This window comes from Anaerococcus rubeinfantis (assembly GCF_001487145.1).
Lineage (GTDB): Bacteria > Bacillota > Clostridia > Tissierellales > Peptoniphilaceae > Anaerococcus > Anaerococcus rubeinfantis.
Genome location: NZ_LN913016.1, coordinates 979628 through 999197, shown reverse-complemented (window position 1 = coordinate 999197; position 19570 = coordinate 979628). Strand labels below are relative to the sequence as shown.

At 25.9% G+C, this 19570-nt stretch carries 22 protein-coding genes; all 22 read left to right on the top strand.

Annotated features, from left to right (window positions below):
* Position 1: 1 nt before the first annotated feature.
* The 22 genes from BN3265_RS05715 to rlmN all read left to right on the top strand — a co-directional run bounded on the left by BN3265_RS05715 (position 2) and on the right by rlmN (position 19568).
* A complete protein-coding gene (locus BN3265_RS05715; protein WP_058990584.1) occupies positions 2-1087 on the top strand; it encodes an ABC transporter permease in 1086 nt (361 codons plus the stop codon).
* A complete protein-coding gene (locus tag BN3265_RS05710) occupies positions 1074-2195 on the top strand; it encodes an ABC transporter permease (protein WP_058990583.1) in 1122 nt (373 codons plus the stop codon). Before BN3265_RS05715 ends, BN3265_RS05710 begins: the two co-directional genes overlap by 14 nt.
* Before the next feature lie 133 nt (positions 2196-2328).
* On the top strand, positions 2329-3051 hold the full coding sequence (gene pyrH, locus BN3265_RS05705) for a UMP kinase (RefSeq protein WP_058990582.1): 723 nt from the start codon (positions 2329-2331) through the stop codon (positions 3049-3051).
* A complete protein-coding gene (gene frr, locus BN3265_RS05700; protein WP_058990581.1) occupies positions 3041-3598 on the top strand; it encodes a ribosome recycling factor in 558 nt (185 codons plus the stop codon). Before pyrH ends, frr begins: the two co-directional genes overlap by 11 nt.
* The gene (locus BN3265_RS05695) at positions 3599-4696 is read left to right on the top strand and encodes a type II secretion system F family protein (protein WP_058990580.1); all 1098 of its coding nucleotides are present in this window, start codon (positions 3599-3601) and stop codon (positions 4694-4696) included. It abuts the gene before it with no gap.
* A 9-nt stretch (positions 4697-4705) separates the two neighbouring features.
* The gene (locus tag BN3265_RS05690) at positions 4706-5080 is read left to right on the top strand and encodes a prepilin-type N-terminal cleavage/methylation domain-containing protein (protein WP_058990579.1); all 375 of its coding nucleotides are present in this window, start codon (positions 4706-4708) and stop codon (positions 5078-5080) included.
* Positions 5077-5772, top strand: coding sequence for a prepilin peptidase (locus tag BN3265_RS05685; protein WP_058990578.1), 696 nt, complete (start codon positions 5077-5079; stop codon positions 5770-5772). The genes BN3265_RS05690 and BN3265_RS05685 overlap by 4 nt, the downstream gene beginning before the upstream one ends.
* A gap of 7 nt (positions 5773-5779) precedes the next feature.
* The gene (locus tag BN3265_RS05680; protein WP_058990577.1) at positions 5780-6187 is read left to right on the top strand and encodes a prepilin-type N-terminal cleavage/methylation domain-containing protein; all 408 of its coding nucleotides are present in this window, start codon (positions 5780-5782) and stop codon (positions 6185-6187) included.
* Positions 6180-6491, top strand: a complete 312-nt coding sequence (comGE, locus tag BN3265_RS05675) for a competence type IV pilus minor pilin ComGE (protein ID WP_058990576.1) — start codon at positions 6180-6182, stop codon at positions 6489-6491. The genes BN3265_RS05680 and comGE overlap by 8 nt, the downstream gene beginning before the upstream one ends.
* Positions 6488-6958, top strand: a complete 471-nt coding sequence (locus tag BN3265_RS05670; RefSeq protein ID WP_058990575.1) for a prepilin-type N-terminal cleavage/methylation domain-containing protein — start codon at positions 6488-6490, stop codon at positions 6956-6958. The genes comGE and BN3265_RS05670 overlap by 4 nt, the downstream gene beginning before the upstream one ends.
* Positions 6955-7857 carry a hypothetical protein gene (locus BN3265_RS05665; RefSeq protein ID WP_058990574.1) on the top strand — a complete coding sequence of 301 codons (903 nt, stop codon included), beginning with the start codon at positions 6955-6957 and terminating at the stop codon, positions 7855-7857. Before BN3265_RS05670 ends, BN3265_RS05665 begins: the two co-directional genes overlap by 4 nt.
* 11 nt (positions 7858-7868) lie before the next feature.
* On the top strand, positions 7869-9056 hold the full coding sequence (locus tag BN3265_RS05660; protein ID WP_058990573.1) for an acetate/propionate family kinase: 1188 nt from the start codon (positions 7869-7871) through the stop codon (positions 9054-9056).
* A gap of 69 nt (positions 9057-9125) precedes the next feature.
* Positions 9126-9305 carry a 50S ribosomal protein L32 gene (gene rpmF / locus BN3265_RS05655; protein WP_049691186.1) on the top strand — a complete coding sequence of 60 codons (180 nt, stop codon included), beginning with the start codon at positions 9126-9128 and terminating at the stop codon, positions 9303-9305.
* Between the two features lie 48 nt (positions 9306-9353).
* The gene (plsX, locus tag BN3265_RS05650) at positions 9354-10328 is read left to right on the top strand and encodes a phosphate acyltransferase PlsX (protein ID WP_058990572.1); all 975 of its coding nucleotides are present in this window, start codon (positions 9354-9356) and stop codon (positions 10326-10328) included.
* Positions 10325-10549, top strand: coding sequence for an acyl carrier protein (locus tag BN3265_RS05645; protein WP_058990571.1), 225 nt, complete (start codon positions 10325-10327; stop codon positions 10547-10549). Before plsX ends, BN3265_RS05645 begins: the two co-directional genes overlap by 4 nt.
* Positions 10549-11265, top strand: a complete 717-nt coding sequence (gene rnc, locus BN3265_RS05640) for a ribonuclease III (protein ID WP_058990570.1) — start codon at positions 10549-10551, stop codon at positions 11263-11265. Before BN3265_RS05645 ends, rnc begins: the two co-directional genes overlap by 1 nt.
* On the top strand, positions 11258-12334 hold the full coding sequence (locus tag BN3265_RS05635; RefSeq protein WP_058990569.1) for an elongator complex protein 3: 1077 nt from the start codon (positions 11258-11260) through the stop codon (positions 12332-12334). The genes rnc and BN3265_RS05635 overlap by 8 nt, the downstream gene beginning before the upstream one ends.
* Entirely contained in the window at positions 12330-15851 is a 3522-nt protein-coding gene (gene smc, locus BN3265_RS09330) for a chromosome segregation protein SMC (RefSeq protein ID WP_167338299.1), read from the top strand. Before BN3265_RS05635 ends, smc begins: the two co-directional genes overlap by 5 nt.
* A gap of 11 nt (positions 15852-15862) precedes the next feature.
* The gene (gene def / locus BN3265_RS05620; RefSeq protein ID WP_058990568.1) at positions 15863-16324 is read left to right on the top strand and encodes a peptide deformylase; all 462 of its coding nucleotides are present in this window, start codon (positions 15863-15865) and stop codon (positions 16322-16324) included.
* Positions 16325-16343: 19 nt separating this feature from the next.
* Positions 16344-17258 carry a methionyl-tRNA formyltransferase gene (fmt, locus tag BN3265_RS05615; RefSeq protein ID WP_058991296.1) on the top strand — a complete coding sequence of 305 codons (915 nt, stop codon included), beginning with the start codon at positions 16344-16346 and terminating at the stop codon, positions 17256-17258.
* A 1-nt stretch (position 17259) separates the two neighbouring features.
* Positions 17260-18540 (top strand): 16S rRNA (cytosine(967)-C(5))-methyltransferase RsmB, encoded by a 1281-nt coding sequence (rsmB, locus tag BN3265_RS05610; RefSeq protein ID WP_058990567.1) that lies wholly within the window; start codon positions 17260-17262, stop codon positions 18538-18540.
* A 2-nt stretch (positions 18541-18542) separates the two neighbouring features.
* A complete protein-coding gene (gene rlmN, locus BN3265_RS05605; protein ID WP_187367054.1) occupies positions 18543-19568 on the top strand; it encodes a dual-specificity RNA methyltransferase RlmN in 1026 nt (341 codons plus the stop codon).
* Positions 19569-19570: the final 2 nt, after the last annotated feature.

Here is a 19570-nt window from a genome sequence, read left to right as displayed (position 1 = left end):
TATGTTCTTGCACAGTTTTAAAAATACTTTTAAAGTTTTGATTAGGGATAGGACTCTTATTTTTTGGTCTTTAATCTTTCCTCTAATCTTGGGCTTTTTCTTTAATATTGCTCTTGGAAATATAAAAAATTCAATGGAATTTGAGCCTATTAATGTTAGTGTGAAAGAGGATTTGAGAGATGATAAATATTTTGATGATTTTTTAAAAACATTAGAAAAAGAAAAAATATTTAAGATAAGCCATAAAAATAAGCTAGATGATGAAAAAATCACTGCCTACATAAAAGATTATGACAAAGTAGAGTTTAAAAAATCTGGTCTATATGAATCTATTGTAGAAAGCATAATGAATGCTTATTTAAGAAAAGGAATGATGGCAGAAAAAATTTTTAGAAAAAATCCTACTTTTAATTCCAAGATTTTGACTGAAAGTTCAAGCCATATAAAAGATAATTCAAAGAAAAATATTGATATTGTTAATACATTTTTCTATTGCCTAATAGGTATGCAGGCCTTGTATGGTTTTAGTTTTGGGCTTTTGATTATTTATAGGTATGAGGCAAACCTATCAAGCCTTGCAAAAAGAAATGCAATAGCTCCTATAAAAAAATCCGTAAGTTTTTTAGCTTCAATTTTAGCTGGATTTATAATAAATTTTTCTATAGTTTTATTTACAATTTTATTTTTTAATAAAATTTATAAAATAGATTTTTCTAGTAAGCTTATTCCATTAATTTTTCTTATTGGACTTGCTAGTTTATTTGGTGTTTTGTTTGGTGCTTTGATTGCTTTATCAAATAAATCGAGCATAGAAGTTAAAAATGGTATAGGAATAGCTATAAGTATGGTATTTTCATATTTTGCTGGAATGATGAATTCGGACGTGAAAATAATGGTTCAAGAAAATTATCCAATAATAAACAAACTTAACCCAGCATCTTTAATTAATGATGGGATTTACAGTCTTTATTATTATGATACTTTGGACAGGTATTGGGAAAATTTTAGATATTTATTATTTTTAACTTTGCTATTTGGATTAATTTCTTATTTGTTAACAAGGGGTAGGCAATATGACAGTATTTAAAAATTATTTTAAAATAATAAGAGGCCATACTAAGGCTATAGCCTTATATACAATAATTTTCATGTCCTTACTTATATTTTCTAATTCTACTAATACCAATACCAATGTTTATAAAAAAGAAAAGGCAAAAATTTATATAGAAGACTTATGCCAAAGTGATTTATCAAAATCTTTTATTACCTATATGGAAAAAGAAAATAAAATCGTTGATCTTAAAGGAAAAAATATTGACGATAATTTATTTTATGGAATAGTAACAGCTTATATAAAAATTCCAGAAAATTTTAATAAAGAAAGAAAGGTTGAGATAAAAAAGAGTCAAAGTGCTAAGTATTATCAATATGTAAAAGAATCAGTAAATTTATATTTAAATCAAATTTCAGCCTATGAAAAAGCAGGTTTTACTACGAAAGATGCAATAAAAAATACGAAAAAAGATTTTCAAAAGAAAGTAAAAATTTCCTTAAGAAAAAATAAGGGACCAGTATTGCAAGAAAATATTTTGTTTTTCTTTAATTTTTTATCCTACGTATTTTTAAGTCAAATAATTTTGGTAGTATCCTTAGTAAGCCTAACATATAAAAATAAAAATATTAAACAAAGAAATATGATTTCTCCTATGAGTAAGACGAAAATAAATTTTCAAATACTTTTGGCAAATATTTCTTTTGCATTTTTTTCGTGGCTTCTTTATATGCTAGCTTTTTTCATTTTAAATAGAAAAATAGACTTATCAAATAGAATAATGTATTTAATGATAAATTCTTTGGTCTTTGCCCTATCTACAGTTAGTCTTGCTCTGTTTATATCTAAATTAATAAATAATAGCAATATTATGATGGCTGTGATGAATATTTTTTCCCTTGGTTCATCGTTTTTAACAGGAGTTTTTGTTCCTCAAGAGATTTTAAGTAAAAATGCTCTCTTATTAGGACGAATATTTCCAAGCTTTTATTATGTAGCAAATAATAATATGATAGCAAATAATTTTACAAAAGAAATATTTTTAGAAAATATCTTTATACTTGTAGGATTTGCTGTGATTTTTTTCTTGATAAGTTTGATATTAGATAAATTTTTATTTTTTAAAAGATCAAGTAAAAATTGAAATTTTAATTTGGATTCATTTGTCTAGATTTGGGTATCTATAACTATAGTAAACTATTTAACAAAATTTAATTATCTAGAACTTTATCAATATTTAAAAATAGTATATAATTTTACTAATAGGAGGAAAAGTTTTGCGAGATATAAAAAGAGTAGTTTTAAAATTAAGTGGAGAAGCACTTGCAAAAGATAAGGGATTTGGTTTTGATGATGACACCATTGATCTTATTTGCGAAAATATAAAAAAAGCAAGAGACAAGGGACTTGAAATTGCCATAGTTGTTGGCGGTGGAAATTTCTGGAGAGGAAGAAGTGGTCAACATATTGAACGCGCAACAAGTGATACGATTGGTATGCTTGGAACCGTTATGAATGGTCTTAGGGTTCAAGATACTCTTGAAAAAATGGGACTTGAAACAAGACTAATGACTGCAATTAATATGCAAGAAGTTGCAGAACCTTATATTAGAAGAAGGGCTGTAAGGCATCTTGAAAAAGGAAGAATTGTAATTTTTGCAGCAGGAACTGGTCTTCCATATTTCTCAACTGACACAACAGCATCTCTTAGGGCTTTAGAAATTGATGCGGATATGATTTTATTAGGGAAAAAAGGAACTGATGGAATTTATGATAAAGATCCAAATCAATTTGAGGATGCCGTAAAATATGAAAAATTAACCTATAGTGAAATTTTACAAAAAAGATTAAAGATTATGGATTCCACTGCAACAAGTTTGTGTATGGATAACGATATGCCAATACTTGCTTTTGGAATAGATAATCCTGAAAATTTAGTTAAAATAGTTGAAGGAAAAGAAATAGGAACAATTGTAAAGGAGAATTTTGATGTACGATAATATTATTAAAGATACAGAAGCTTTGATGAAAAAAGCTTGTGAATCATTTGAAATTAGAATTTCTAAAATAAGAGCAGGAAGAGCAAATGATTCAATATTAGATGGACTTACATTTTCATATTATGGAAGTCAAACACAAATTAACCAAGCTGCAACCATATCTACACCAGAACCAAGACTTTTGGTAATAAAACCTTGGGACAAATCAAATATAAAAGAGATCGAAAAAGCGATAAATAAATCAGATATTGGAATTAATCCACAAAATGATGGCGAAGTTATAAGACTTCCATTCCCAGCATTGACAGAAGAAAGAAGAAAACAATTAACAAAACAAGTTTCTGAATATTCTGAAGATAGCAAAATTCAAATTAGAAATATAAGAAGAGAAAGCCTTGATAAGGCAAAAAAAGCTGAAAAAGCAGCAGATTTAACAGAAGATGATTTATTTTCAATTGAAGATGACATTCAAAAAATTACAAAAAAATATATAGATCAAATTGAGAAAACTGTCGAAAATAAAAATAAGGAATTACTCGAAGTTTAATTGAATAAAATAAAATTTGATAAGCTAAAAGCTATTTTAAATAAGGATATAGGAAAAGTTAGGATAAATTCAAATATTTTATCCTTGTTTTTAAAGCAACTAAGCTTACTTACCGACTCATCTGTATCCTTATACGATAGTTTAAAAATTATAATTGACCAAAGACTTGATAAAAAACTAAACAAGGCTTTGGTCAATGTATCTTTGAGCTTAAAAAGTGGGGACGAGCCCTATCAGGCTTTTTATAAAGAAGAGAAATCTTTTGGTCCAATTTTAACATCCTTTATTAAAAGTGGAGATGTAAGTGGTAATCTATCAAAAATACTCGATGAGTTGTCAACCTATATGACCGAAGAAAGTAAAAATAAAAATAAAATTACAGAAGCCTTGATTTATCCAATAATTTTGCTTTGTGTGACTATTGGAGTTGTAATAACTATTTTAACTAAAGTCATGCCAACTTTTATAGAAGTTTTTGATGACAGTTCTAAGAACTTGCCAGTATCAACCAAAATTCTTCTGACTTTAGGAAATTTTTTCAATAAAAATGGAATAAATATTTTGCTTGGATTTCTATTTGCAATCATTATTTTTTACATATTAAGACAAAAAGAAGAGTACAAGTATAGAATTGATAAATTTTTCTTTAAAAGCTTTATTTTCAGAAAATTTAGGATTTTAAATATAGAATATCAAATAAGCTCACTTTTATACATACTAAGAATTGGTGATGTTGATATTATTGAAAGTATTAATATTATAAAAAAATCATTCAAAAATTTATATTTAAAAGAAATTTTATCAAATGTTGAAAATAGTTTAAAACTCGGAAATAATTTGTCAAAGTCTATGGAAAAGGAAAATGTTTTTACAAAGTTGTTTATTGCCATGATTAAAGTTGGAGAAGATAGTGGAGATATGGCAAAATCTTTAGAAAAAGCCTCAGCCTATTATGCAAATGAATATATTTATAGACTAAAAAGAATTTCAAGTCTGTTTGAACCATTTTTGATTATTTTTATGGCTTTTATTGTAGGATTTGTAGTTTTTTCAGTAGCCATACCTATGTTTGATACAGTTAATACCATTAATTTTTAAGGAGGATTTATGTTAAAAATAAATAGAAAAAATGGATTTACCTTAATAGAATTAATAATAGTAATTGCAATTATCGCTATGCTTGCGGCTATTGCGATACCAAAATATAAACAAACAAAAAAACAAGCAGCAATTACTGCTCATAATGCAAATGTATCCATGCTAAAAACTGCTGCGAGCGTAAAATTAAATGAATTAAATTCAAATGATACATCTGTAACATGGGAAGGTAAAGAAAATGACGATTCACTTAATTATGTAGAAAAATGGCCTGAAATTCCAAAAGGTTTAGATGATGAAATAAAGGATCAAACTTATACTGTAACAATTAATCCTAAAACATCAACTATTACAGTAAAACCTGATAAAATGGAATTCAAATGATTTTTATTATTTATTTTTTCCTAGGATCAATCTTTGGATCTTTTGCTCATTTGTTGGTTGAAAGAAGTCTTAGGGGAGAAAATATTGCATATCCTCCAAGTCACTGTACAAATTGTCAGAAAAAAATTTTAAAAAGAGACCTTATACCGATTATTTCTTATATAAATTTAAAAGGAAGGTGCAGGTTTTGTAATGAAAAGATCCCACTTTCATATATTTTTTATGAAATAATAGGGGGTCTTTTATTTATATTTGCAATGAAAGATAGGAATTTTATTGAAGGAATATTTATATTTTTTTCCTTGATGATTTCATTTGTAATAGCCATGATAGATCTAAAAAGTATGGATATTTATATGATTTATGTCTATATACTTGGATTTGTAGGACTTTTATATAGAATTATTTATTTAAAAATTGATATAGAATTTATAAAAATATTAGGGATTTTTACCTTAATCTATATTTTAATTTATTATATATCAAGAAAAAATATAGGAGATGGAGATTATTTTTTCTATTTAGCCTTATTTTTATTTTTAAGAAATGAGAAAATTATATATATAATTTTAGGATCAATTTGGCTTGGTGGAATTTTTGCTATAATTATTGCCATTAAAAAAAGGTCAACAAAAATCAAAATTCCATTTTGTATTTATATTTTCCTAGCCTATATCATAGCTTTATTTTGAGGTGATTATGAAAAAAAGAGCCTTTACCTTAATTGAATTAATAGTAAGTCTTGCCATAATTTCTTTGATTTCTAGCATAATTTTAATAAAATCAGGTGTAATTCCAAAACTTCAAGAAAGAAAAGAGATGGAAAATTTACAGGCTGATATAAATTATTGTAGAGAAAAATCCCTGGTTACAGGTTTTTCCTATGAAATAGAAATTTTAAAAGATTCTTATCAGATAAGAAGAGAAGACGATAATAAATTTGTTAAAGAAGTTTACTTTAAACATGTAAAAGCAAATGTAGATAATATTTTTGTATTTAGGCCTACAGGGAGTGTAAGGGGAGCAAGTAAAATATATTTTACCTCTAAAAATAATGAATATTCAATAATTGTAGCGCCAATAGCTGGAAGGATTAGAAATGAATAAAAACAAAGGCTTCACCTTAATTGAAACAATAATAGGTCTTTTTCTTATAAGTTTAATTACAATTTTCCTTCTTCCATCACTTTTTTCAGTTTATAAAAATTCTCTAAAAATAAAAAACAATTCAAAAGTTCTTTTTACCATGCAGGAAGTTTTAGAAAAATCTAAAAAAAGAAAAATTGGAGATTATGAAGATATAGAAGATGGAGTTGAAATACATACAAAAGTCAAACCTTATAATAAAAATTTAAAATATATAGAAGTTAAATCTAGTAACTATGTCTTAGATGTGGTGGTAAAAAAATGAAAAAAAGAGGATTCACTTTAATAGAATTACTATGTGCTCTTGCTATTTCATCTCTTCTAGTTCTTTTGATAAATAATATAGTTAAGACAAATTTTCTAATAAGCAAAAAAACTTATGATGAAGAAATTGATTATAAAAATTCAACAAATTGTATTTTGTATATAGAAAATGTAATCAGAAGGGCAGACGAAATCATAGATTACAAAAATGAAAATGATTTTAAAATTTTAATAAAAGACGGGAAAAATAAATCTACTTATAGGTTTGAGCAAATAGGAAAGAATTTATACGTCTACATTAATAATATAAATTCAATAAGCGAAAAAGAGACAAAAATTCCTATTGGATATTGCAAAAATTCAAATATTTCCTATGATAAAGATGAGGATTCATTTTATGTAAGTGTTGATTTTTATGAAAATGAAGGAAATTCAAAATATAGAACCTATATCAGGAGGCTTGAATGAAAAAAAGAGGATTTTTATCAATTTATGTTTTAATAATACTAACTCTTTTGTCTATAAGCCTCGCTTTTATTTATGAACAAGGAAAAAATAATAATGATTTAAATAAAAACCTATATGATAGAAAAAAGGCCATATACTATCTGGAATCTGTTTATAATGTAGTTTTTGATGATGAAGATAGGTTAATTGAAAAATCTGAAGAAATAAACAAAATAGATGATGATTTGTCACATGATTATTATTTTGATTTTTTTAATAAGGAAGAATCTGTAAAAATTATAAAAATAGGTGAAAACTCATTTTCTATGAATAAAATAAAAGTAATAGGAGATTCAAAGGCTAAGCTTGATATTTCATTTGATCTAAAAGAAAAATATAATTTAAAAAATGAATCAAAAATAATTTTGGAAAATGATTTTGAAGAATTTTTTGAAAATTTAAAATTTAAAGAAAAAAGATTAGAAAAATATGAAAATTTTGAAATAGATAAAGATTATGACAATATTTTTATAAAGACTTATGAAAATTTAATTATAAAAAAATCTAAAGATAAAAATAATTATAATGGTATTTCAAACAAAGAAAATACCAGTAATTTTTCAAAATCTGAGGAAAATTTTCTAAATAAAACTAAGACAGCAAGAAGAATTAGTGGTATAGTAGTAATTGGAAAAGATTTGATTTTAGAAAAAGACTTGGTTTTGGATGGTCTACTTATTATAAAAGGAGATATCATTTCTGAAAATGATAGCAAGCTTACAATAAATGGGCAAATGATATCAAAAAATGATTATGATAAAAAAGTGAAATATTTTTATAAAAAAGAAAGATCACTAGATTATATTAATGATATAGAAAATCCAAAACATATTGAAATTAAATCGAAAAAAGTATTTTAATGGAGGAATAAATGAAAATATTAGTTATCAACTGTGGATCTTCATCTTTAAAATATCAATTATTTGATATGGACAATGAAGAAGTTTTAGTAAAGGGTCTTGTAGAAAGAATTGGAATTGACGGATCAAGACTTAAACAAGAAAAAGGCGACGACGAATATATAATTGAAGAGGATATGAAAGACCATACTGAAGCAGTTAAACATGTATTTGAAGCAATAACTGACAAAGAAAATGGAGTTATTTCAGATCTTTCAGAAATTGATGCAGTTGGCCACAGATTTGTTCACGGTGGAGAAAAAATAACAAAATCAGTTGTAATAGATGAAGAAGTTAAAAAAGCAGTTAAGGAATATTCAAAATTCGCACCATTACACAACCCAGCAAACATGATGGGACTTGAAGCTTGTGAAAAACTTCTACCAAATGTAAAAAACGTAGCAGTTTTCGATACAGCTTTCCATCAATCAATGCCAAAAGAAACTTTCCTTTATGGAATAGATTATAAATATTACGAAGAACAAGCTATAAGAAAATATGGATTCCACGGAGCAAGCCATGATTTCATTACACAAAAAACTGCAAAAGTTTTAGAAAAAAATCAAAATGAATTAAATATGATTTCATGCCATTTAGGAAATGGATCATCAATTTGTGCAATCAAAGAAGGAAAATCATTTGACACAACAATGGGACTTACACCACTTGAAGGACTTGTAATGGGAACAAGGAGTGGAGACTTAGATCCAACAGTTGTTACATTCTTGATGAATGAATATGGTTACGATACAAAAAAAATGGACAATGTATTAAACAAAGAATCAGGAGTTCTTGGAGTTTCTGGAGTATCATCAGACTTTAGAGATCTTGAAAATGCTGCAAACGAAGGAAATGAAAGAGCAGATATTGCCCTTAAAATGTTTGCAAATAGAGCCAAAAGATATATAGCAGGATACATGGCAGAAATCGGAAAAGCTGATGCAATTGTATTTACTGGTGGAATCGGAGAAAATTCTGCAACAATGAGAGCTGATATAATGAAAGGCTTCGAACAATTTGGAATTAAATTAGATCCTGAAAAAAATAATGTTCGTGGTGGTTGTCATTTGATTTCAACTGATGATTCAAAAGTAAAAGTTTTTGTAATTGCAACAAACGAAGAATTAATGATTGCAAGAGACACTAAAAAACTAGTATAGCTTGACAATTTTAACATTTACTTATATAATGTTTAAGATTGCTAAAACTCATAACTAGGAGGTGTTAGAATGGCAGTACCTAAGAGAAGAACATCAAAAACAAGAAAAAATAAAAGAAGAGCTTCAGCTTACAGATTAAATAAATCAAATTATGTAGAGTGTCCAAATTGTCATGAACCAATGTTACCACATAGAGTTTGTCCAAGCTGTGGTTATCATAAAGGCAAAGAAGTTCTTGAGTTAAATTAAGATAGTGGTAACACTATCTTTTTTTAATATCAAAAATAAGGGGAAATTATGAAGATAATAATAGATACTTATGGAGCAGATGATGGAATAAAAGTTCCTATAGAAGGGGCAATAGAAGCTTTAAAAGAAAAAGATTTTTTTCCGGTTTTTTCTGGAGATAAAGAAAAAATTGAAAAAATTATTGATGGAAGAATAAAATCTTACGAAATAATTGATGCCAAAGAAAAAATTGAAAATAATGAAGATCCAGTAAAGGCTATAAGAAGAAAAAAAGAATCAAGTTTAGTAAAAGCTTTTAATAAATTAAATGAGAAAGACTACCATGGTTTAGTTTCAGCGGGATCAACAGGGGCAATTCTTGCAAGTGGACTTTTTATTTCTGGAAGAATTAAAGGAATAAAAAGAGCTTGTATTGCAACAAGTCTTCCAACATATGAAAATCAAACCTTATTATTAGATACTGGTGCAAATATGGATTGTAAGGCAGAATTTTTAAAAGAATTTGCAATAATGGGCAGCGTTTTTGCTGAAAATGTTCTTCATATAAAAAATCCTACAGTTTCACTTTTAAATGTTGGAATTGAAGAGCACAAGGGAAATAAACTAACAAAAGAAACTTACAAATTATTAAAAGAATCTTCTATAAATTTTGTAGGAAATATTGAGGCAAGAGATTTATTTACTGGAAAAACGAATATAATAATAGCAGATGGATTTGATGGAAATATTGCAATAAAAACGGCAGAAGGCGTAATTAGTCTTTTTAGTAAAGAAATAAAAGATGCTATATATAAATCATTTTCAACTAAAATAGGTGGAGCCTTAATAAAAAAATCTTTAAAAAATAATTTGTTAAAATATAATTCAGAAACAATAGGTGGAGCACCACTTTTGGGAGTAAATCAATATGTTTACAAGGCACATGGAAACTCAAACGCCAAGGCCTTTAGCTCAGCAATTTTAGGGCTTATAGATTATATAAATACAAATACAATAGAAAAAATAAAAGGAGAATTAGAATGATAAGAGATGAATTAATTGAATTAGTAAAAGAAAATTTAGATATCAATGAAGATGAAATAGATTTTGAAAAAGAAATTACAGCTTACGATATAGATTCAATCGATATGCTTGATTTTATTATGGCAATTGAAGATAAATATGATATTGAATTTTCTGATGACGAATTAGATGAAATCGAAAAGTTTTCTGATGTTGTATCTTTAATAGAAAGCAAAAACTAATGAATTTAAAAGAAGAAAGATTAGAAGAAATTCGAAAACTAGAAGAGAGTATTGGCTATAGTTTTAAAAATAAGAATCTTTTAGACATAGCCCTTACTCATTCTTCTTATATAAATGAAAGCAAGGATAAGAAAAGAACATCAAACGAAAGATTGGAATTTTTGGGAGATAGTATTTTGGATTTGGTTGTTAGTGAAGAACTTTACAAAAATCATAAAACATATCCAGAAGGAAAACTTACAAAAATAAGATCAAGAATAGTATGTACTTCCTCATTTTCAAAGGCAAGTGAGAAATTTAATCTATCATCTTATTTATTATTTGGAAAAGGTGAGATTAGCCATAATGGAAGAGAGAAAAAATCTGTAAAAGCTGATACTTTTGAAGCTTTTTGTGCTGCAATCTATCTTGATGCAGGTTATGATTTTCTAAAAGATTTTTTGATGAAAAATTACTATGAAACTGTAAAAAATCTCCTTGAAAATGACTTGCTTTTTATTGATTATAAGACAAAATTACAAGAATATTTTAATAAAACCAATAAAACAATTTTAAAATATAAGCTTTTAAAAGAAGAAGGGCCAGAGCACAACAAAACATTTTATATGGAAGTTTTTGCAAAAAATAAAAAACTTAGCACAGGCAAGGGAAAAAACAAAAAAGATGCTGAACAAATGGCAGCAAGGATTGCTTATAAGAAGTTAACAAATGAGTAAAAAAGAATATATAATACCTATCTTTATACCATTTTTGGGTTGTCCTCACGATTGTGCTTTTTGCAATCAAGTGAAGATTACAAACTATAAAGATAATATTAATAAAGAAAATACAATAAAGCAAATTGATCAATACTTGTCATATTTTCCAAAAAATGAAAATCTTAAAGAAATCGCGTTTTTTGGTGGATCATTTACAGGTCTTGACACAAAAGTAATGATTTCATATCTTGAAATAGCCTTGTCCTATAAAAAGAATAGAATTATTGATAGAATCAGACTATCTACAAGGCCTGATTATATAAATAATTCTATTCTTGATATTTTAAAAAAATATGAGGTTGATGTAATTGAGCTTGGAATCCAATCATTGGATGATAAAGTTTTAGAGGCCAATGAAAGAGGTCATAGTAAAAAAGATTCACTTAAGGCAAGCATTTTAATTAAAGATTATGGTTTTAAATTAGGTCATCAAATTATGCCAGGTCTTTATAAAGATTCTTTTGAAAAATCAATCCAAACTGGACTTGAGTCAATAAAAATGAAACCTGATATGGTAAGAATTTATCCGACCTTGGTGATAAAAGATACAAAGCTTGAGAAATTATATAAAAATAATTTATATAAGCCGCTCACATTGGATGAGGCAATAAATTTATCTTCTAGGCTTTATATGATTTATGCTTATAAAAATATTCCTGTAATAAGAATTGGTCTTCAACCAACTGAAAATATTAATGATAAAGAAGATGTGGTTGCAGGTCCATTTCATCCTTCCATTAGGCAATTAGTGGAGTCAAATATTCACAAAATTTATTTGGAAGATTTGATAGAAAAATATGATTTAAAAGAAAAAATCAAAATTCATGTACCAAACAGGATGATTTCAATAATTGCTGGGAATAAAAGATCAAATAAGGATTATTTTTACGAAAATTATGGACTTATTATAAATTTTCAAAATGATGATGAAAAATTTATAGAATATAAAGATAAAAAAATTCCCTATAATATTGATGAATTTATCAAAAATTTTGTGGAAAAAACATACGGTGGTGATTTATATTAGATTAGAAAGTGTAGAACTTAAAGGATTTAAGTCCTTTGCTAATAAAACAAAAATAAAATTTGATAATCAAATAACTGCTGTAGTTGGGCCAAACGGATCTGGAAAATCAAATATTGCCGATGCTATAAAATGGGTTTTGGGAGAGCAGTCAGTCAAATCTTTGAGAGGAAAAAAGATGGATGATGTAATCTTTCAAGGAGCTGATGATAAAAAGCCTATGAATATGGCTGAGGTAAATCTTTCATTTGACAATAGGGATAGGTCCTTATCAAGTGACTATGACCTTGTTAAAATTTCTAGAAGAATTTTTAGAAATGGTGATAACGAATATAGGTTAAATGAAAAAAGAGTAAGGCTTAAAGATATAAAAGAATTATTTTTGGACACTGGTATTGGTAAAGAAGGATATTCTGTAATTGGCCAAGGAAGAATTGATGAAATTTTAAATTCTTCAAACCAAGAGCGTAGAAATATTTTTGAAGAAGCAAGTGGGATTGCAACTCACAAATACAGGAGGGAAGAATCCCAGAAAAAATTAAATAAAGTTGATGAAGATTTAGAAATAATTCAAAGAGAATGGGAATATAAGAATAAGGATAAAAATAGACTAGAAATTGAAGCGAAAAATTTTGATAAATATCAGCAAATTGAAAATTCATTAGATGAAAAAGCCTATTTATATTATTTTAATAAATCAAAATCCTTAAATGATAAAAATAAAAATTTATTAGAAAAAATTAAAATTTTAAAATTAAATCAAGAAGAAAAAACAAGAGAATTTGACAAGATTAATGAATCTTTGCTTCCTATTGCAGAAAATATAAGAAATCTTGAAAAAGAATATGAAAATCTTAGCCAAAATATAATAAACAATGAAAAAAATATTGATAAAAGTATTAATAAAATAAATTTAGATAAGCAAAAGCTTCTTTACAATCAAAAAGATTTAGAAAGAAACGAGAAAGATTTCAAAACTTATGATGAAAAGATAAAATCTTATGAAATTTCTCTAAAGAATCAAAAAAATAATCTTGACCAAACAAAAAATATAATTAAAAATTTAGAAGATAAAAATATAGATTTAGAAAATAATAAAAAAGAAAAAATTAATTTATTAGAAGACATAGAAAAAGAAATTGAAAATCTTGAAAATGAAGATAAGAAATTAAATAAGATAATCTATGATTATGATATTGACCAAAAAACAAGAATGGTTCTCGAAAAACATAGGTCTGAAAATAACAGAATCATAAATGAAAAAATCATAAGCTTAAAAAATGAACTTTCAAATTTAAATGAAGATTTGTCAAAAATTCAATATGAAAAGAATAATTTGAAAAAAACTATTGATGAAAAAAACCAAATCTTATCTGAAATTAAAAATGAACTCGATAATTTTGTTATTCAAAAAGAAAAATTGGAAAAATCTATTAGCCAAAATAATATTTCATGCAAGGAAGAAATTTCAAATTATAAAATCCAAAAATCCTTGATGGAAAGAAACGAAGGATACTTTTATTCTGTTTCTGATTTTTTGAAAAAAACCAAAAATACTGAAATCGAAAATTTATATATAGATACCCTTGCAAATCTTATAACTGTAAAAAACGGCTATGAAGAAATAATAGAAAATCTAATAGGTCAAGGCTTACAAAATATAGTAACTTGGTCAAAAAAAGACACCAGAGAGATTATTAATTTCGTAAATAAAAACAAACTTGGAAGAATAACTTTTCTTCCTTTGGATTCAATAAGGCAAAATAAAAAGCCAGTAGTTAATGAAAAAGAAGTTATAGCTATGGCATATGATTTGGTAAGTTTTGATCCAAAACTTGAAAATATAATAAATCACTTTCTTTCAAATACAGTTGTTGTAAAAAACATTGATGATGCAGTTTCTTTGTCAAACAAAATCAAAGGATATAGGATTATTTCTTTAAATCTTGATTTAATTAACACTTGGGGCTCAATGGTTGCTGGAGTAAATAAATCAAGAAAATCAAATATAAATATTTTAAATAGAAATAAAAAAGTAAATGAAATAAAAATAAGAATCAATAAGCTTAGAAATGAAAGAAATGATTTACTAAATTTATATAATGATTTATCCGAAAATTTAAAAAATAAAAATCTACAAAAAGAAAAAGAAGAAGATATTTTAAATACAACAAAAGAAAAATTATTGGATTCAAGTAATATTTTTGATAGAAAAAATTACCAAAAACAAAGTCTTATTCAAAGAATTGATGAGCTAAACGAATCATTAAAAGAATCCAAAGAAGAAGAAAATTTTAATGATATAGAAAAGATAAAGTTAAAACTTTCAAATGTTATAAGAGAAAAAAATATTCTTAGTGATAAGGCTGATGAAAATAAGAAATTAATTAATGAAATTTCAAATGAAATATTTAAAAATAAAAATAATATTGAAATAAATACAAGAGATTTAAATATTTTGGAAAATAGAATCGGTGAAGATCAAAACAGCCTTTTAAATTTAAAGGAAAATATTAAATTTAATCAAAAGATGAAAAAATCTCTTGATTATAGTATAGAGAATTTAGAAAAAGAAATAAGTCTTTGTGAAAAAAATATAGAAGAATTAAAAAATCAATTGAAAATTGATGGAGATAAAAAATTAGAAATTTCACAATTAATTGATGAAAAGAAAAAATCTAACCATGAACTTTTGTCAAAATCTAAAAGCATTGAAAATGACTTAAATGAATATTCTATGAAAATAGTCAAGTTTAATTACAAGCTTGAAGCTATGAGTAAGGATTTGAAAAATTTGGAAGATGAAATAAGACCTTTTATTTCAAAACCTTTAGATAAACTTAAAGAAAATGATTATAAAGATTTAGACCAAAGTATTAAAAAGGAAGACTTATTTTCTTTGCAAAAAAAATTAAGTCAGGTAGGATTTTTTGATGAAAATTCAAAAGAAGATTTTGATAAAGCCTATAAAGAATTTGAATTTTTGGATAAGCAAAAAATTGACCTCGAAGAGGCCAAAAAAGATATTGAAAAAATGATAAAAAAACTTGAAGATGAAATGAAAGATGAATTTATCAAAAATTTCAATATAATTGATGAAAAATTCCAAAGAATATTCAAGGAATTATTTATGGGAGGAAAGGCAAAGTTAAGTCTAGATTCTAATGATTTATTAGATGCTGGAATAGAAATTTCAGCTTGCCCTCCAGGAAAAAGTACAAAAAATTTAAGCTTACTTTCTGGAGGAGAGAAATCACTAACTGCAGTAGCTTTGCTCTTTGCAATATTTGAAACAAATCCTGCTCCATTTTCATTATTAGATGAAATTGATGCAGCTATGGATGAATCAAATATAAAAAGATATATAGATTATTTAAAATCTTTGTCCGATAAAACTCAATTTATAATGATAACTCACAGGCAAACGACCATGCAATTAGCTGAAAAAATTCATGGTGTTACTATTGGAGATGGAGGAATATCAAAAATCTATTCAATAGATTTTGAAGAAAATAATTAGAAGGAGATATAATGGCAATTAGAAATATAAGACAAGTTGGCGATCCAATTTTAAGAAAAACTTCAAAAGAAGTAAAAGAAGTTAATGATAGAATTAAAATTTTACTAGACGATATGGCAGAAACAATGTATAAGGCTGATGGAGTTGGCCTTGCAGCACCACAAGTCGGACTTTTAAAAAGAGTTATAGTTGTAGATATTAGGGACGAAGATGGTCTAATAAAACTTGTAAATCCTGAAATTATTGAAAAAGATGGGGAACAAATTGGAGTTGAGGGATGCCTTTCAGTTCCAAATTTTAATGCAAATGTTAAAAGACCAGCTCATGTTGTTGTAAAATATTTGGATGAAAATGGAGATGAAAAAGAAATTGAAGCAGAAGACCTTAAGGCTGTTGCACTTTGCCATGAAATTGATCATCTAAATGGAGTTTTGTTCATAGATAATTACGAAGAGGAAGTTAAATTTGACTAAAAAAATAAATATATGTTTTATGGGAAGTCCAAAGTTTTCATTAGAAACTTTGGATATTCTTAATAAAAACGAAAATATAAACCTAAGTTTAGTTGTTAGTGGAAAAGATAAAAAAAGAAATAGAAATAAATTCAGACCAACAGTTGTAAAACAATATGCACTTGATAATAATATAGAAGTTATTACACCAGATAGTGTAAATACTGATGAATTTTTATCTATTTTAAGAGAAAAAAATATAGATTTTATAGTTGTAGTAGCCTTTGGTCAATTGATAAAAGAAAATTTACTTAAAGCTTATGAAAATAAAATTATAAACCTACACCCTTCTTCATTGCCAAAATATAGGGGACCTAGTCCTGTTCAATATACTTTATTAAATGGAGATAAAAAAACTCACGCGTCAGCTATGTTAATTGAAAAAGGCATGGATTCTGGAGATATTTTAAGCCAAAAAGAAATAGAAATAAGTGAGTATGATGATTTTACATCTTTAAGCGAAAAATTGTCTAAACTTGGTGGTCAAACTATTCTTGAATCTATTTTAAATTACGATGATTTAATAGAAAAAAGAATAAAACAAGATGACCAAAAAGCAACTTTTACAAAAAAAATCACAAAAGAAATGGGGAAAATTGGCTTTAACCAAACAAAAGAAGAAATTATAAATAAAATTCGCGCTTTTGTAGAATTTCCAAAGGCTTATTTTTCCTATAAAGATCAAAATGTGAAAATTTTAAAGGCAAGCCCAGTAGAAATTAAAAATCCAAAAATATCCCTTGTTTACAAGGCAAACAAGGCTGATAAAATTATTATTGGTTGTAAAAACGGTGGAATAAGGATAGAAAAAATTCAATTTCCAGGAAAAAAAGCCATGGACACAAAATCATTTTTACTTGGAAATGATTTTGAAGAGGGAATTTATTTAGATTAAGATGGAAGATTTTAAATTAATACTAGATGGACTCTATAAAATTTTATATAAAAACCAAAAATCCACAGATATTATTAATGAAATAAGTAAAAATGTTGATGATATTTCTTATATAACTAAAAATATTTATGGAGTTTTGGAAAATAAGCTTTATCTTGAATATATTTTGAAAAAACTATCAAAAATAAAATTAAATAAATTAGACAAGAATGTAAAAATTATTTTATTAATAGGTCTTTATAACATACATTTTTTGGATAGGAAAAATTATGCAATTGTAAATGAGCTAGTAAACTTAACAAAAAAAGTATCTTTTAGGTCTAAATCTTTTGTAAATGCAATTTTAAGATCTTTTATAAGGGACGAAGAAAATTTATCTAAAATAAATATTAAAAATGAAGATGAGTACAAGTCAATAAAATATTCCATGCCTTTGTGGATAATAAAATATTTGAACGATTTTTATGGAAAAGCTTATACAGATAAATTTTTAAAATCTTTGAATAAAGAAAGAAATTTATCTATTAGAATTAACAAGACAAAAACAGATAAGGAAAAACTGAAAACACTTTTAAAAGATTGTGGATATATATTAGAAGATTCTAAAATTTCAGACTTAAGTTTGATTATTAAAAATCCAAAAGGATTGGCAGAAACAGAAGAATTCAAAAAAGGACTTTTCACGATTCAATCAGAAGGATCTATAAAAGTTTGTGAGATTTTAAATCCTAAAAAAAATTCAAATATCCTAGATATGTGCGCAGCTCCAGGAACAAAAACTTCATTTTTGGCTGAGCTTTGTGAAAATTCATCAAAAATTATTGCAAATGATATATCTTTTAATAAACTTTCAAAAATAAATGAAAATATTAAAAGGCTAAATCTTAAAAATATAGAAATCACAAATTTCGATGCGACTTTATTGAAAGAAGATTTTAAAGAAAAATTTGATTATATTTTGTGTGATTTGCCTTGTTCAGGTCTTGGGGTTATGGATAGAAAGCCTGAGATAAGATATAATAGGACTATGGAAGATGTGAAAAATCTTTCAAAACTACAAAAAAATATTTTGGATAGGGCATTTTTATATTTAAAGCCAGGTGGAAGTTTAGTATTTTCAACCTGTACTATTGGAAATATTGAAAATAAAGATAATTTCACCTATCTTTCCAAGAAAAAAAGACTTAAAAATATTAAAATAAATGAAAAGGAATATATTGAGTATAACAGTTTTGATGATGAAACTGATGGATTTTTCATTACAAAATTTGAGAAGATATAATTATGAAAGAAACAATAAATGATAAAACAATTGAAGAATTAGAAAAAATATTTTTAGATTTAGGTTTTCAAAAATTTAGGGCCAAGCAAGTTTTTAGGCAAATTCACGTAAATAAAATTAATGATTTTTCTAAAATGACCGATTTGTCTAAAGATATGAGAGAAAAACTAGATAAGATATTTTATTTTCCAAAAATTAAAATTTTAAAAGAATTTAAATCCAAAGTAGATAAAACAAAAAAATATCTTTTAGAGCTTGATGATGGAAATATTATTGAAGCGGTTTTTATGGAATATAATAATAGAAATACTATTTGCATTTCATCTCAAGTTGGATGCAAAATGGGATGTAAATTTTGTGCATCAACTAAAAATGGCCTTGAAAGATCCTTAACTTCTGCTGAGATAATTGAAGAAATATATCTTTTGGAAAGAGAAAATTCTGATATTAGTAATATTGTTGTGATGGGGATAGGAGAGCCTTTGGATAATTTTTCAAATATTGAAAGATTTATCAAAATAATTACAGATTCTAAGGGAAGAAATTTATCTCATAGAGCAATAACTATTTCAACTGTAGGTTTAGTTGATAAAATTTATGAGCTTGCAGATTTAGGCTATGATATAAATTTGGCTGTTTCTCTGCATTATGCTTTTGATAAAAAAAGAATAATTTATATGCCAAGCGCAAAAAAATATAAGATTAATGAAATTGTAAAAGCATGTGACTATTATTTAGAAAAAACCAAAAGAAGAGTTTCATATGAATATGTTGTAATAGATGGGGTAAATAATTTAGAAGAGGATGTTGACCAATTAGTTAAACTTTTTAAAGGTAAGAATATTCATATAAATTTGATTCCTTTAAATCCGATTGAAGAATTTAAACATTCAAAAACAAAGGCAAATATTATGGAAAAATTTCAAAAAAAATTAACAAATAAGGGATTGAATGCAACAAGTAGAAGGTCAATGGGATCTGATATTGATGCATCATGTGGTCAATTAAGAAATAACTATGCGAGGTAGAA

What these genes read in the sequence shown, in the direction of transcription:
- BN3265_RS05635 (WP_058990569.1), top strand. Translation starts at nt 11,258, where the DNA reads ATGAGTAAAAAAGAATATATAATACCTATCTTTATACCATTTTTGGGT.
- def (WP_058990568.1), top strand. Translation starts at nt 15,863, where the DNA reads ATGGCAATTAGAAATATAAGACAAGTTGGCGATCCAATTTTAAGAAAA.
- frr (WP_058990581.1), top strand. Translation starts at nt 3,041, where the DNA reads ATGTACGATAATATTATTAAAGATACAGAAGCTTTGATGAAAAAAGCT.
- BN3265_RS05665 (WP_058990574.1), top strand. Translation starts at nt 6,955, where the DNA reads ATGAAAAAAAGAGGATTTTTATCAATTTATGTTTTAATAATACTAACT.
- BN3265_RS05715 (WP_058990584.1), top strand. Translation starts at nt 2, where the DNA reads ATGTTCTTGCACAGTTTTAAAAATACTTTTAAAGTTTTGATTAGGGAT.
- rpmF (WP_049691186.1), top strand. Translation starts at nt 9,126, where the DNA reads ATGGCAGTACCTAAGAGAAGAACATCAAAAACAAGAAAAAATAAAAGA.
- plsX (WP_058990572.1), top strand. Translation starts at nt 9,354, where the DNA reads ATGAAGATAATAATAGATACTTATGGAGCAGATGATGGAATAAAAGTT.
- comGE (WP_058990576.1), top strand. Translation starts at nt 6,180, where the DNA reads ATGAATAAAAACAAAGGCTTCACCTTAATTGAAACAATAATAGGTCTT.
- BN3265_RS05660 (WP_058990573.1), top strand. Translation starts at nt 7,869, where the DNA reads ATGAAAATATTAGTTATCAACTGTGGATCTTCATCTTTAAAATATCAA.
- BN3265_RS05645 (WP_058990571.1), top strand. Translation starts at nt 10,325, where the DNA reads ATGATAAGAGATGAATTAATTGAATTAGTAAAAGAAAATTTAGATATC.
- rlmN (WP_187367054.1), top strand. Translation starts at nt 18,543, where the DNA reads ATGAAAGAAACAATAAATGATAAAACAATTGAAGAATTAGAAAAAATA.
- fmt (WP_058991296.1), top strand. Translation starts at nt 16,344, where the DNA reads ATGGGAAGTCCAAAGTTTTCATTAGAAACTTTGGATATTCTTAATAAA.
- rnc (WP_058990570.1), top strand. Translation starts at nt 10,549, where the DNA reads ATGAATTTAAAAGAAGAAAGATTAGAAGAAATTCGAAAACTAGAAGAG.
- rsmB (WP_058990567.1), top strand. Translation starts at nt 17,260, where the DNA reads ATGGAAGATTTTAAATTAATACTAGATGGACTCTATAAAATTTTATAT.
- BN3265_RS05680 (WP_058990577.1), top strand. Translation starts at nt 5,780, where the DNA reads ATGAAAAAAAGAGCCTTTACCTTAATTGAATTAATAGTAAGTCTTGCC.
- BN3265_RS05670 (WP_058990575.1), top strand. Translation starts at nt 6,488, where the DNA reads ATGAAAAAAAGAGGATTCACTTTAATAGAATTACTATGTGCTCTTGCT.
- BN3265_RS05710 (WP_058990583.1), top strand. Translation starts at nt 1,074, where the DNA reads ATGACAGTATTTAAAAATTATTTTAAAATAATAAGAGGCCATACTAAG.
- BN3265_RS05685 (WP_058990578.1), top strand. Translation starts at nt 5,077, where the DNA reads ATGATTTTTATTATTTATTTTTTCCTAGGATCAATCTTTGGATCTTTT.
- BN3265_RS05690 (WP_058990579.1), top strand. Translation starts at nt 4,706, where the DNA reads ATGTTAAAAATAAATAGAAAAAATGGATTTACCTTAATAGAATTAATA.